12 protein-coding genes are annotated in these 12,932 nt (G+C 67.0%); 10 read left to right on the top strand and 2 right to left on the bottom strand.

Annotated elements, in window-relative coordinates:
• The first annotated feature begins 108 nt into the window (after window positions 1-108).
• The 8 genes from A5655_RS01950 to A5655_RS01915 are packed head-to-tail and all read left to right on the top strand — an operon-like array spanning window position 109 to window position 10,623.
• The gene (locus A5655_RS01950) at window positions 109-957 is read left to right on the top strand and encodes an SDR family NAD(P)-dependent oxidoreductase (RefSeq protein ID WP_067004966.1); all 849 of its coding nucleotides are present in this window, start codon (window positions 109-111) and stop codon (window positions 955-957) included.
• The gene (locus A5655_RS01945) at window positions 954-2,333 is read left to right on the top strand and encodes an SRPBCC family protein (protein ID WP_067004964.1); all 1,380 of its coding nucleotides are present in this window, start codon (window positions 954-956) and stop codon (window positions 2,331-2,333) included. Before A5655_RS01950 ends, A5655_RS01945 begins: the two co-directional genes overlap by 4 nt.
• Window positions 2,330-4,177, top strand: a complete 1,848-nt coding sequence (locus A5655_RS01940) for an NAD(P)/FAD-dependent oxidoreductase (protein WP_067004962.1) — start codon at window positions 2,330-2,332, stop codon at window positions 4,175-4,177. Before A5655_RS01945 ends, A5655_RS01940 begins: the two co-directional genes overlap by 4 nt.
• A complete protein-coding gene (locus A5655_RS01935; protein ID WP_067004960.1) occupies window positions 4,178-5,113 on the top strand; it encodes an SDR family NAD(P)-dependent oxidoreductase in 936 nt (311 codons plus the stop codon).
• Window positions 5,106-6,281: a CaiB/BaiF CoA-transferase family protein gene (locus A5655_RS01930; protein WP_067004958.1), complete on the top strand. Its 1,176-nt coding sequence runs from the start codon at window positions 5,106-5,108 to the stop codon at window positions 6,279-6,281. Before A5655_RS01935 ends, A5655_RS01930 begins: the two co-directional genes overlap by 8 nt.
• A gap of 2 nt (window positions 6,282-6,283) precedes the next feature.
• Window positions 6,284-7,996, top strand: a complete 1,713-nt coding sequence (locus A5655_RS01925; RefSeq protein ID WP_067004956.1) for a thiamine pyrophosphate-binding protein — start codon at window positions 6,284-6,286, stop codon at window positions 7,994-7,996.
• A 16-nt stretch (window positions 7,997-8,012) separates the two neighbouring features.
• Window positions 8,013-9,434 (top strand): aldehyde dehydrogenase family protein, encoded by a 1,422-nt coding sequence (locus A5655_RS01920; RefSeq protein ID WP_067004954.1) that lies wholly within the window; start codon window positions 8,013-8,015, stop codon window positions 9,432-9,434.
• A gap of 46 nt (window positions 9,435-9,480) precedes the next feature.
• Window positions 9,481-10,623 (top strand): NDMA-dependent alcohol dehydrogenase, encoded by a 1,143-nt coding sequence (locus A5655_RS01915; protein WP_067005289.1) that lies wholly within the window; start codon window positions 9,481-9,483, stop codon window positions 10,621-10,623.
• Window positions 10,624-10,634: 11 nt separating this feature from the next.
• On the opposite strand, the gene A5655_RS01910 is transcribed toward A5655_RS01915, so the two are convergent.
• Both A5655_RS01910 and A5655_RS01905 read right to left on the bottom strand, forming a co-directional pair.
• Window positions 10,635-11,084 (bottom strand): SRPBCC family protein, encoded by a 450-nt coding sequence (locus A5655_RS01910; RefSeq protein WP_067005287.1) that lies wholly within the window; start codon window positions 11,082-11,084, stop codon window positions 10,635-10,637.
• Window positions 11,085-11,092: 8 nt separating this feature from the next.
• Window positions 11,093-11,950 carry a rhomboid family intramembrane serine protease gene (locus A5655_RS01905; RefSeq protein ID WP_067004952.1) on the bottom strand — a complete coding sequence of 286 codons (858 nt, stop codon included), beginning with the start codon at window positions 11,948-11,950 and terminating at the stop codon, window positions 11,093-11,095.
• A 43-nt stretch (window positions 11,951-11,993) separates the two neighbouring features.
• Between A5655_RS01905 and A5655_RS01900 the strand changes: the two genes are divergently transcribed.
• Entirely contained in the window at window positions 11,994-12,392 is a 399-nt protein-coding gene (locus A5655_RS01900; RefSeq protein WP_369807139.1) for a nuclear transport factor 2 family protein, read from the top strand.
• Between the two features lie 42 nt (window positions 12,393-12,434).
• The gene (locus A5655_RS01895) at window positions 12,435-12,659 is read left to right on the top strand and encodes a hypothetical protein (RefSeq protein WP_067004950.1); all 225 of its coding nucleotides are present in this window, start codon (window positions 12,435-12,437) and stop codon (window positions 12,657-12,659) included.
• Window positions 12,660-12,932: the final 273 nt, after the last annotated feature.

The raw sequence follows: 12,932 nt of genomic DNA, 5'->3' as shown, positions 1-12,932 counted from the left end.
CCGCGCGGTCTCGGCCTTGACAGCCCAGTCCAACGATGGGAATAGTGTTCTCCAAAGGACAGAACGCGGTATCTTGTCCGGACAAAGCGGTGCAGTAGATAGCAGGTCATGGACGATCTTCTCGGGCTCGACGGTCGCATCGTCGTGGTTTCCGGTGCCGGCGGCGGCGGCATCGGCACCACCGTCACGGCAATGGCCGCGCGCGCGGGGGCAACCGTGATCGCGGTGAGCCGGTCGAAGGAAAACCTCGACGAGCACGTCGCCCCGCTGGCGCAGCAAGGCCTGGCGGTGGTGCCCGTCGCGGCCGACGCGTCGACCGAAGAGGGCATCGCCGCGGTGATCGATCAGGCGCGGCGCGCCGACGGAGACCTCTACGGTCTGGTGAACGTCGCGGGCGGCGCCGAGCCGTCGACGTGGATGGCGTCGACACGGGTGGCCCGCGGCGACTGGCGCCAGATCTTCACCGACAATCTCGAAACGGCGTTCTTCATGAGCCAGGCCGTCGCGGCCGAACTCGTCGGGCAGCGGCGGCCCGGGTCGATCGTGTCGATCTCGTCGATCAGCGGCATGAACACCGCGCCGTTTCACATCGCCTACGGGACCGCCAAGGCCGCGATCACGGCGATGACCCGCACGATGGCGCTCGAGCTGGCGTTGTCCGGGATCCGGGTGAACGCCGTGGCGCCGGGCGTCACCGAGACCGCGGCCTCGCGCACCTACGTGGACGAGGATCCGGACCGGGACCGGCGGGCGATCGCGATGGGCCGGCGTGGCCGGCCCGAGGAGCAGGCGGGCGCCATCCTTTTCCTGCTCTCGGACCTGTCGGGCTACATCACCGGCCAGACGCTGCTCGTCGACGGTGGCCTCGACCTCAAGTGGAGCCATCTCGACGCCGACAACACCTCGATGTTCCTCAAAGACGAATCCTTCCGCGCGGCGATCAGGAGGATGGAATGACGGATCTGGCCAAGGAGGTGAAATCCGCTGCAGCCGAGGAACTCTCGAAGCCGATGACGATCGGCGTCGAGGCCTACGTCAGCGCGGAGTACGCCCGCGCCGAGCGCGACAAGCTGTGGCGAAAGGTCTGGCAACAGGTCGGCCGCGTCGAAGAGCTGCCCGAGGTGGGCAGCTACCTGACCTACGACATCCTCGACGACTCGATCATCGTGGTGCGCACCGATGAGCACGAATTTCACGCGCACCACAACGTCTGCATGCACCGCGGCCGCCGGCGGATCGACACGCCGCCGGCCGCGAAGAACGCCTGCGGCCGCGCCCGCAAGTCGTTCGTGTGCGGCTTCCACGGCTGGACCTACGGCCTCGACGGGGCGTGCACCCACATTCGCGAGCGACAGGACTGGCAGGACGCGCTGACACCCGACAACACGCACCTACGGCCGGTGCGCGTGGACACGTGGGGCGGTTGGGTGTGGATCAACATGGACCCCGACTGCGAGCCGCTGGCCGACTACCTGTTTCCCGCGGCCAAGATCCTCGACCCGTTCGGCCTGGAGAACATGCGCTACAAGTGGCGCAAGTGGTTGAACTTCGACTGCAATTGGAAGGTCGCGCTGGAGGCCTTCAACGAGACCTACCACGTCTACACGACCCATCCGGAATTCAACAAGTTCGGCGAATTCAAGGGCTGGGCCAAGGCGCAGGGCAAGCACAGCAACATCGGCTATGACGCCCCGGATGATCTCGCGGCGACCAAGTCCAAGATCCGCCTCGGCACCGGCGCCGATCCCCGCGTCTCGACCGCGGAGATGCAGATCTACACGATGGAGGAAACCAACACCTCCACCACCGAGACGCTGGTGAACGCGGCCAAACGGCTGGTCGACGAACTGCCCGAGGGCACCCCGGCGGACAAGGTCCTCGAGCATTGGCTGGCATCCGCGCGCCGCGACGACGAGGCCCGCGGCGTGATCTGGCCGACGATTCCGCCCGACATCCTCGGGCAGGCCGGCACCGCGTGGCAGATCTTCCCGAACTTCCAGATCGGTCAGGGTCTGACGGTTGCGCTGTGCTACGGCGCCCGGCCAGACCCCGGCTACAACCCCGACAAATGCATCTTCGAAGTGTCGGTTTTCGAGCTGTTTCCCAAAGGCGAAGAGCCGCAAACGGAGTGGGAGTACACGCCGGTGGGCGACCCGCGGTGGCGCTCGGTATTGCCCCAGGACTTCTCCAACATGGCCGCCGTGCAACAGGGGATGAAATCCGTTGGCTTCCCCGGCACCAAGCCCAACCCGTACCGCGAACGCAGCACCGTCAACCTGCACTACCAATTGTCGAAGTACATGGGTACCGGTGCGCCGAAAGAGATTCCATGACGAATTTCGACACCTGTGGGCCGACCGACACCCCACAAGACATCGACATCGACGCGCTTCGCGAGAAGTACCTGCACGAGCGCGACAAGCGGTTGCGCCCCGAAGGATCCAAGCAGTATCTGGAACTCACGGGCGACTTCGCCGAGTTCTCCGAGGTCGATCCGCACACGCCGGTAACTCCGCGGGCGCCGATCACCGAGGATGTCGAGGTGGCGGTGCTCGGGGGTGGTATCGCCGGCCTGCTGGCGGGCGCCTACCTCAAGAAGTCCGGCGTCGACGATGTTCACGTCATCGAGATGGGCGGGGACTTCGGCGGCGTCTGGTATTGGAACCGCTTTCCCGGAATCCAGTGTGACAACGACGCGTACTGCTACATCCCGATGCTCGAAGAGCTCGACTTCATGCCGAGCAAGAAGTTCGCTGACGGCGCGGAGATCTACGAGCACTGCCGGCGCATCGCCAAACATTTCGGGCTGTACGACGGGGCGATCTTCTCCACCCAGGTGCGCACGGTGCGCTGGGACGACTCGATCAACCGCTGGCGGCTGCGGACGAACCGCGGTGACGACATCCGCGCCCGCTTCGTGGTGATGACGCAGGGCTCATACAACCGGCCGAAGCTGCCCGGGATCCCCGGCCTCAAAGACTTCAAGGGCCACGTGTTCCATTCGGCGCGCTGGGATTACGACTACACCGGCGGCGACGCCAACGGCCGCCTGCACAGGCTCGCCGACAAACGGGTCGCCCTCGTCGGCACCGGCGCGACGGGGGTTCAGCTGGTTCCCCACCTGGGCCGCGACGCCCACCACCTCTACGTGTTTCAGCGGACACCGTCATCGGTGGACGAGCGGGGCAACGAGCCAACGGATCCGGCCTGGGTGGAATCGCTGCAGCCCGGGTGGCAGGCGGAGCGCAAGCGCAACTTCCATCGGTGGTCGCCGTTCGAGGGCGTGGTGTTCGACGCGGCGGATCAGGTCTGCGACTTCTGGACCGAGCTGGGCCGCAACATGACCGCGCGGATCGCCGCCAGCGACGACCCCGCGTCGCTGAGCATCGAGCAGATCATGGCGATCCGCGAGGAGGAGGACTACAAGATCATGGAGCGGCTGCGACGCCGGATCGCCGACATCGTCGCGGACCCCGATACCGCCGAGGCGCTCAAGCCGTACTACCGGTTCCTCTGCAAGCGGCCATGCTCGAGTGACGAATACCTGCCCACCTTCAACAATGCCAACGTCACGTTGGTCGACGTGTCGGAGTGCAAGGGGGTGGAAAGGCTCACGGAGCACGGCGTCGTCGCCAACGGTGTCGAGTACGAGGTCGATTGCGTGATCTTCGCCAGCGGCTTCGAAATCTCGACCGAGATCAGCCGCCGCTATGCGATGGAAGCGATCGAGGGCCGTGACGGCCTGTCGCTCTTCGATCACTGGCGCGACAGCTACAAGACGCTGCACGGCATGACCACTCGCGGCTTCCCCAACCAGTTCCACACCGGCTTCCTGCAGGGGGGCGTTTCGGCCAACACCACGGCGATGTTCGAGCAGCAGGCCGAACACATCGCCTACATCATCTCCGAAGCCATCAAGCGCGGCGCGACCACCGTCGAACCGAGTCAGGAGGGTCAGGACGGCTGGGTAGCCACGATCCGGGACCTCACGATCGACAACTCGGCGTTCGAAGTGAGCTGCACGCCGGGCTATTACAACAACGAGGGCGGCGGGGGCGGAGAGGGCATCCGCTCGTTTCTCGGGGAGCCCTACTCGCCCGGCTTCTACGCCTTCGACGACCTGCTCAAGGAGTGGCGCGCCAAGGGTGATCTGCATGGCCTGGTCCTCGGAAACTAGATGTCGGACATGAGATTCGACGGCCGCGTCGCCGTCGTCACCGGAGCAGGCAGGGGGCTGGGCCGCTCCTACGCCCTATTGCTGGCGTCGCTGGGGGCGAAGGTCGTCGTCAACGATCCGGGGGGCGGCCTCACCGGCGACGGCACCGACGCCGGCCCGGCCGACGAGGTGGTGCGCGAGATCGCCGCTGCCGGTGGCCAAGCCGTCGCCAGCACCGATTCGGTGGCCACCGCGGCCGGCGGCAAGGCGATCATCCAAGCGGCGCTCGATACGTACGGCCGCGTCGACGCCCTCGTCCACAATGCCGGGAACGTGCGCGGCGCATCGCTGAAAGAGATGAGCTACGAGGATTTCGACGCGGTGCTCGACGTGCACCTGCGCGGCGCGTTCAACGTTGTGCGCCCGGCATTTCCGGTGATGTGCGACGCCGGATACGGGCGCATCGTGCTGACGTCATCGATCGGCGGCCTGTACGGCAACCACGACGTGGCCAACTACGCGGCCGCCAAGGCCGGCGTGATCGGGCTGTCCAACGTCGCGGCGCTCGAAGGCGCGGCCCACGGCGTGGCGTGCAACGTCATCGTGCCGGCCGCGGTCACGAGGATGGCGGAGGGGATCGACACCTCGGCCTACCCGCCCATGGGCCCGGAGCTCGTCGCGCCCGTCGTGGCTTGGCTTGCCCACGAGGCCTGTTCGGTGACCGGGGAGATGTTCATCGCGCTGGCGGGGCGGGTGGCGCGGGCGGTCATCGCCGAGAGCCCCGGCGTGCATCGGCCGGCCTGGACGGTCGAGGACGTCGGCGCGCATCTCGACGCCATCCGAAACATCCAGGCGCCGCTGGTTTTTCCGGCGGTGCCCGACGGTCACGCCCGGCACATCCGCTACAGCTTCGAACTCGCACACCGTTCCAGCGGTCGAGGCGTGCTGCATGGCTAGCGCGGGGCCGCTGGCCGGCGTGCGAGTGATCGACCTCACCGCGATGGTGATGGGGCCGTACTGCACCCAGATCATGGCCGACATGGGCGCCGACGTGATCAAAGTCGAACCCCCACAGGGCGATAACACCCGCTACATCTCGGTCGGTCCCGCGCCGGGCATGAGCGGCGTCTTCGTCAACGTGAACCGCGGCAAGCGCAGCGTCGTGCTCGACCTGCGGACGGACGACGGAACCCGGGCGCTGCGCGCCCTTGTCGAGACCGCGGACGTGTTCATCCACTCGATGCGCGCCAAGGCGATCGCCAAGCTCGGCTTCGCCTACGACGACGTCGCCGCGATCAACCCTGCGATCGTCTACACCAACTGCTACGGGTACGGACGCCGCGGACCCGAGCGGGACCGGCCCGCCTACGACGACACCATCCAGGCCGAATGCGGCCTGCCTGCGGTGCAGCAGCAGCTGACCGGCGAGGCCGACTACGTCGGAACCATCATGGCCGACAAGGTCGCCGGGCTGACCGCGCTGTACGCGACGACCATGGCGTTGTATCACCGCGAACGCACCGGCGAGGGGCAGGAAGTCGAGGTCGCCATGTTCGAAACGATGGCCTCGTTCATGCTCGTCGAACACGCCAACGGCGCCCTGTTCGACCCGCCCCTGGGGCCGGCCGTGTATCCGCGCACCGTGGCGCCCAACCGCCGTCCCTACCGCACCAGCGACGGCTACATCGCCGCGTTGATCTACAACGACAAGCACTGGAACGCGTTCGTCGACGCCGTGCGGCCGCCATGGGCCGGTGAGCTGTATTCGACGCTGGAGGAGCGCGCACGCCGGATCGACACCGTTTACGGGTTGGTGGCCGAGACGATGAAGCAGCGCACGACCCAGGAGTGGCTCGCGCTGTTCCGCGAACTCGAGATCCCGGCCGCGCCCCTGAACACGCCCGGCGCGCTGTTCGACGATCCGCACCTCAACGCAGTCGGCATGTTCCAGACCGTCGACACCCCGCACGGACCGGTGCGCTTCCCCGGCGTACCCACCTGGTTCTCCCGGACACCCGGTCGCGTCGCGGGGCCGGCGCCGGAGTTGGGCGCCGACACCGCAGAGGTGCTTGCCGAAATCGGCGCGAGCCGGGGGCACCTCGCTCGCGATGGAAAGGAAGTTTGAACATGGCTGTGCCCGTCTACAAGCGCATCCTCGACCTGTTCGAGGCCGAGGGCGTGAACACGCTGTTCGGGATCCCGGACCCGAACTTCGTGCACATGTTCACCGAGGCCGACGCCCGCGGCTGGTCCGTCGTCGCACCGCATCACGAACTGAGCGCGGGATTCATGGCCGAGGCGGCGTCGCGGATGACGGGTAAGCCCGGGCTGTGCATCGGCACGCTGGGGCCTGGCATGGCCAACATGGCCGGCGCGATCCAGTGCGCGCTAGTGGAAAACTCGCCGGTGATCTTCCTCGGCGGCCAGCGCGCCCGCATCACCGAGCGCCGGGTCCGGCGCGGTCGCATCCAGTTCGTCCAGCAGGAGCCACTTTTCGCGGCGTCGGTCAAATACAGCAGCTCCATCGAGTATGCCGACCAGACCGACGAGATCGTCCACGAGGCGATCCGCAAGGCGATGTCGGGCACCCCGGGCCCGTCCTACGTCGAGTTCCCTTCACACGTCATCCTCGAGGAGCTCGACGTCGATGCCGCACCCGCCCCGTCGAGCTACCGGCTGGTGAACCAGGGCGCCGGCAGCCGCGAGGTGGCCGAAGCCGTGAAGTTGATCCGCGAGGCCAAGAGCCCGGTGCTGCTCGTCGGTCACGCGGTGCACACCTCGCGGACTCAGCAGCAGGTCAAGGAACTCGCCCAGTTGATGGCCTGCCCGGTGATCCAGACCTCCGGCGGCACGTCGTTCATCCCGGGCCTGCAGGACCGGACGTTCCCGTATCTGTTCTCCCCGGCCGCTAACGAGGCCGTCGAGGAGTCCGACCTGTGTGTCGCGCTCGGCACCGAACTCGGTGAGCCCATGCACTACGGCCGAACTCAGCACTGGGCCGCCAACAATGCAAACCGCAAATGGGTGATGGTCGAGCAGGATCCGACCGCCATCGGCGTCAACCGGCCCATCGATGTGGCGCTGGTGGGCGATCTGCGCGGCGTGGTGCCGCAGCTGGTCGAGGCGCTACGCGACGCGCCCCGCACCGCGTCGGCCCACCTCGAGAAACTGATCAAGGCCGACGCCGCCGAGCTGGTGCGGGTGGCCGAGGAAGCCCCGACGGGTCGCACCCCGGTGCACCCGGCGCGCTATGTCGTCGAGGCAACCAAGGCGTTCGACGAACTCGAGGATGGCATCATGGTCCGCGACGGCGGCGCGACCGTGATCTTCCAGTGGACCTACTCGCAGACCAAACCGCGCGACGTGATCTGGAACCAGAACTTCGGTCATCTAGGCACCGGCTTGCCGTACGCCGTCGGCGCCTCGGTGGCCGAGGGCGGCAAGCGCCCGGTCATGCTGCTCACCAGTGACTCGGCATTCCTCTTTCATATCGCCGAGCTGGAAACCGCCGCGCGGCAAAAGCTTCCGCTGGTATGTGTGGTGGGCGTGGATCACCAGTGGGGCCTCGAGGTAGGCGTCTACAAGCGCACCTTCCCCCAGCCGTCGCCCCAGCCCGGCGTGCACTGGAGCAAGGACGTCCGGATGGACAAGATCGCCGAGGGCTTCGGCTGCCACGGTGAGTACGTCGAGAAGGAAGAGGAAATCGGCCCGGCGATCAAGCGCGCCTACGCGAGTGGCAAAGTCGGCGTGGTGCACGTGTGCATCGACCCGAAGGCCAACTCCGAGGAGATGCCGAAGTACGACCGATTCCGAACTTGGTACGCCGAGGGAACCCAGTAACGAGAAGGATGATCTGATGCGCGAATACCTGAAGTTCTACATCGACGGCCGCTGGGTCGACCCGGTGCGGCCCAACAGTTTTGACGTGGAGAACCCGGCGACCGAGGAGGTGGCCGGGAAGATCTCGCTCGGCTCGGCCGCGGACGTCGACGTGGCGGTCAACGCCGCCCGGCGCGCGTTCGACGGCTGGTCACAAAGCAGCCGCGAACAGCGCCTCGACCTGCTGGAGGCGATCCTCGCCGAATACGGCAAGCGCGCGGGCGATCTCGCCGACGCGGTCACCGAGGAAATGGGCGCGCCGCCGTCGCTGGCCGCCGGCCCGCAGGTCCAGCTAGGGCTCGGTCATCTGGTGACCGCCATCGACGTGCTGAAGAACTTCTCGTTCTCCGAACAGCACGGGGCGACGCTGATCGCCAAGGAGCCGATCGGCGTGTGCGGGCTGATCACGCCGTGGAACTGGCCGCTCAACCAGATCGCGGTCAAGGTGTACCCGGCGCTGGCGACCGGGTGCACGATGATCCTGAAACCGTCCGAGGTGGCGCCGTTCTCGGCCCAGATCTTCACCGAGATTCTCGACGCCGCGGGCGTCCCGGCCGGGGTGTACAACCTCGTCAACGGCGACGGCCCCGGCGTCGGCGTCGCCCTGGCCAGCCACCCCGACATCGACATGGTGTCCTTCACCGGGTCCACGCGCGCCGGAGTCGAGGTGGCCAGGAACGCCGCCACGACGGTGAAGCGGGTGACCCAGGAACTCGGCGGCAAGAGCCCCAACATCGTCCTCGACGACGCGGGGTTCGCCGACAGCGTCCGCGCCGGCGTGGCCAACATGATGCCGAACACCGGCCAGAGCTGTAACGCGCCGTCACGCATGCTGGTCCCGAGTTCGCGGATGGCCGAGGCCATCGACATCGCGCGCGGGGCCGCCGAGCAGGTGAAAGTCGGTAGCCCCGACGACAAGCGGGCGATCGGACCGGTGGCCTCGCAGGCGCAATTCGAAAAGGTTCAGCGCCTGATCCAGACGGGCATCGACGAGGGCGCGACCGTGGTGGCCGGCGGACCCGGCCGGCCGGCGGGGCTGGAAAAGGGTTACTACGTCAAGCCGACCGTTTTCGCCGACGTCACCAATGACATGACGATCGCGCGCGAGGAGATCTTCGGTCCGGTGCTGTGCATCCTCGGCTATGACGACCTCGATCAGGCCGTGCAGATCGCCAACGACACCGATTACGGCCTGGCCGGCTACGTGTCGGGGGCCGACCTCGACAAGGCCCGGGAGGTGGCCCGCAAGATCCGCGCCGGCTGGGTGACGATCAACCACGCCTTCGACATGAACTCGGCGTTCGGCGGCTACAAGCACAGCGGCAACGGTCGGGAGTGGAGCGAGTTCGGGTTCCACGAATACCTGGAGGTCAAGAGCACCTTGGGATTTGCGCCCTAGTAGGCCGCGCGCCACCGGGGAGGTTGCCATGAAGTGTCGCGCCGCCGTGTTGCGCGGCGTCGGCGAGGACTGGGAAGTCCGCGAGATCGTTCTCGATCCGCCGCACGCCGGTGAGGTCCTGGTGCGGATGGCCGTCGCGGGCATCTGTCATTCCGACGACCACCTGTTCACGGGCGACGTGGTGCCAACGCCCGAGGTGCTGGCCGCGAGCGGTCAGCCCGCGCCGGACTGGTTCCCGCTGCTGGGCGGCCACGAGGGCGCGGGTGTCGTCGCGGAGGTCGGGCCGGGCGTGACGACGGTGCGGCCGGGGGACCACGTGGCGCTCTCGTTCATTCCGGCGTGCGGCAATTGCCGGTTCTGCGTCAACGGCCAGAGCTACATCTGCGACATCGGCGCGAGCCTGTTCGTGCGGGAGATGCCCACCGACGGAACGTGTCGACGGCACCTCGGCGACGAAAACCTGTTGGCCTACGGCCAACTCGGCACTTTCGCGGAATACGCGGTGCTCTCGGAGCGCTCCGTCATCAAGATCGACGAGGCGATCCCGTTCCATGCCGCCTCGCTGGTCTCGTGCGGCGTCAGCACCGGCTGGGGCTCCGCCACGCTGTCGGCGGGCACCGAGCCGGGCGACACCGTCGTCGTCATCGGGACCGGCGGTGTCGGAATGAACGCGCTGCAGGGCGCCCGCGCCGTCGGCGCAACCTATGTCGTCGGCGTCGACCCCGTTGAGTCGAAGCGGGATTCGGCCAAGATCTTCGGGGCCACGCACACCGCCGCCTCCGCGCAGGACGCGATACCGCTGGTCCGGGAGATCACCGCGGGCCTGATGGCCGACCGTGTCGTCGTCTGCCCTGGCGTTGTGCACGTGGACCTGATCCCGCTGGCGATGACGCTGCTGCGCAAGGGCGGGGTCTGCGTGCTCACCGGCATCACCCCGTACACCGAGCCCCCGACGCCGTTGGTGCTGCAGGAGATGACGCTGTCGGCCAAACAACTCAGGGGAGCCCTCTACGGCGGGATGAACCCCCGCACGAGCGTGCCGCTACTGCTGTCGCTGTATCAGGCGGGCGCATTGAAACTGGACGAGCTGGTCACCCGCCACTACGGCCTCGACCAGATCAACGAGGCGTTCGCGGACCTGCGCGAGGGGCGCAACATTCGCGGAATCATCGATTTCGCCGACCCCTAAAAGGCGTCCGTTCAAGCGGTTTCGAAGTGGCGCCGGATGCCGGCCAGCATTTCGACGTGGGCCTTGACGGCCTCGCGCGTCGTCATCCCGGCGAGCGGCCGGGGCGCGGCGATCCGGATCCGCTCGGTGATACGGGTTCCGCCGTCGATCGGCGCGAAGGTCACCGTCCCCCGCAGGCGCACGCCCGGTGACTGGTCGGCCTCGGTCGTCACCTCGCCGTCGGTACGGACGTGCAGCCGCGCGCGATAGGTGATTCGCATCGTGAACGGCCCCAACGGAATCCGATCCACCACCCGGTAGCTCTGCAGGTAGCCTTCCGGCGTTTGGGTGCGCGACGTGGCCTGCACGGACACGATCAGCGGATGCACGATCTTGATGTTGTTCAGATCCGCGTAGAAATCACGGACGTCGCCGGGCGCGGCGGGCACGTCTTCGGACAGCTCTGTTTCGGCGTGCACCATCCACCAGCTCACAGATACAGCTCCGCGGCGAGAACACCTGTGCGCCACCAGATCAACGCGGCAAACACACCCAATACCAGGACCGTCACCGAGGCTTGGATCAGGTTGCGCCGTTCCCTCGACGCGTAAACGTAAGCCGCGGCGATCAATCCGCCGGTGACCAGCCCGCCCACGTGTCCCTGCCAGCTGATCCGTTGGGAGCTCACGGCCGGAGCGACGAAGGTGTAGAGCAGGTTGATCGCGATGACGGCAACGACCCAGCGCAGGTCCAGGTTGAGCCGCTTGGCCACCACGAATGTGGCGCCGAAAAGTCCGAACACCGCGCCCGATGCGCCCGCCGTCGCGGTGTTCAGCGTGATCAGGTAGACCAGCACCGACCCACCCAGCAGGCTCAGCGCGTACAGCGCGCCAAACCGCAGCCGGCCGAGCAGCATCTCGAGCGGTGGCCCCACCACGTACAGCGCCCACATGTTCAGCAACAGATGAGCGGCGCCGTAGTGCACGAACGCCGAGGTCACCAATCGGTACAGCTGGCCGTCCGCGACGGCGGGTGGCCACAGCACGAGCTGACTTTGCAAGCCCCGCACCGACATCTGCAGGGCGAACACCAGCACGTTGATCGCGATCAGCGCGTAGGTGACCACTGGCGCGCCCGTCCGCTCCCGCCCGCCGAATTGCGTGCGGGGCTGCCGGATCGTCCGGGCGCCCGCCTGGACGCACTCCACGCACTGGTGACCGACCGCGGCCGCGCGCATGCAGTCCGGACAGATGTAGCGCTCGCAGCGGTTGCAGCGGAGGTAGGTCTGGCGGCCGGGATGCCGGTAGCAGGTCGGCGCTTCGGCCTCCGGTGGCCTGGGTGCACTCATCGGACCATTCTCGCCGTTTCCCGGGCCGCCGCGGTGCCTTACTGTGTTTCTCGTGGGGTCACCGATTGCGACTGAGATCGGCGCCGGCGTCGTGGAGCGCTACCTGGAATGCCTGGCCACCCACGATTGGGACGGCCTTGCCACCACCATCGCCGACGACGGACTGACCCGCGAAGGCCCGTTCTGCGATGTCGTCGAGGGCAAGCGGCACTACGTCGCCTACCTACGCAAGGTGTGTACCACCCTCAAGGGCCACCGGCTGGAGGTGCAGCGGGTCTCGCACGTGAACGATCGCCTGTCCTACGTCGAGCTGACCGAGGCGTTCGAGATCGACGGCGTCGGCGCGACGTGGCCGGAATGCATTCTCATCGAGCGGGGCGACGACGGGCTGATCTCTCGCGTCAGCGTGTTCTTCAAACAGCGACAGGCCGACACCACCTAGCGGTCTATTCCCTCACTCGGTGAATTGACCTACCGTGGACGGATGGAGGCAGATGGAACCCCGGAGTCGGTAGCGGTCGAGAAATTGCACTCGGGCGACCCGATCACCGATTGTGGTCAGCGGTACATAGTTCTCGAATCGAAAGCCCTCGGCGACAGCTGCGTGGTTCTCGAGCTGGAGTCCCGAGTGGACCATCAGTTGCAGGTCATCGAGAAGTCCTTCCCGGCCGGGTACCAGGTGGACCGGGCGCACCACCGGAGTTTGTAGCCCGAATCCTCAAGCCGAATATGCGCGAGTAGCCGTTCGACGGCTACCGCGCATTCGTGTTTTTGGCCTCGCGCCATTCGCCACGCTCGAAATGCCGTTTCTGCCAACGTGATTCAGCCTGAGCACGCCGCGACCGCGCCCCGGCCCGAGGTTTCCCCAGCTCTGCGCGTTTCGGCAGGTTTGGCGTGTCGCAAACCCGGTAACCTTTTGGCAAGGAAGCGATTGCACCCCTGGTAACCGAGCGAGTCCAACGCGCCCACTCGCTGGTGCTAT

The sequence above is a fragment of the Mycobacterium sp. 1081908.1 genome, from assembly GCF_001673535.1.
Classification (GTDB): domain Bacteria; phylum Actinomycetota; class Actinomycetes; order Mycobacteriales; family Mycobacteriaceae; genus Mycobacterium.
The sequence above is the reverse complement of the archived record's forward strand: the minus strand, read 5'-3'. Positions and strand labels throughout refer to the sequence as shown.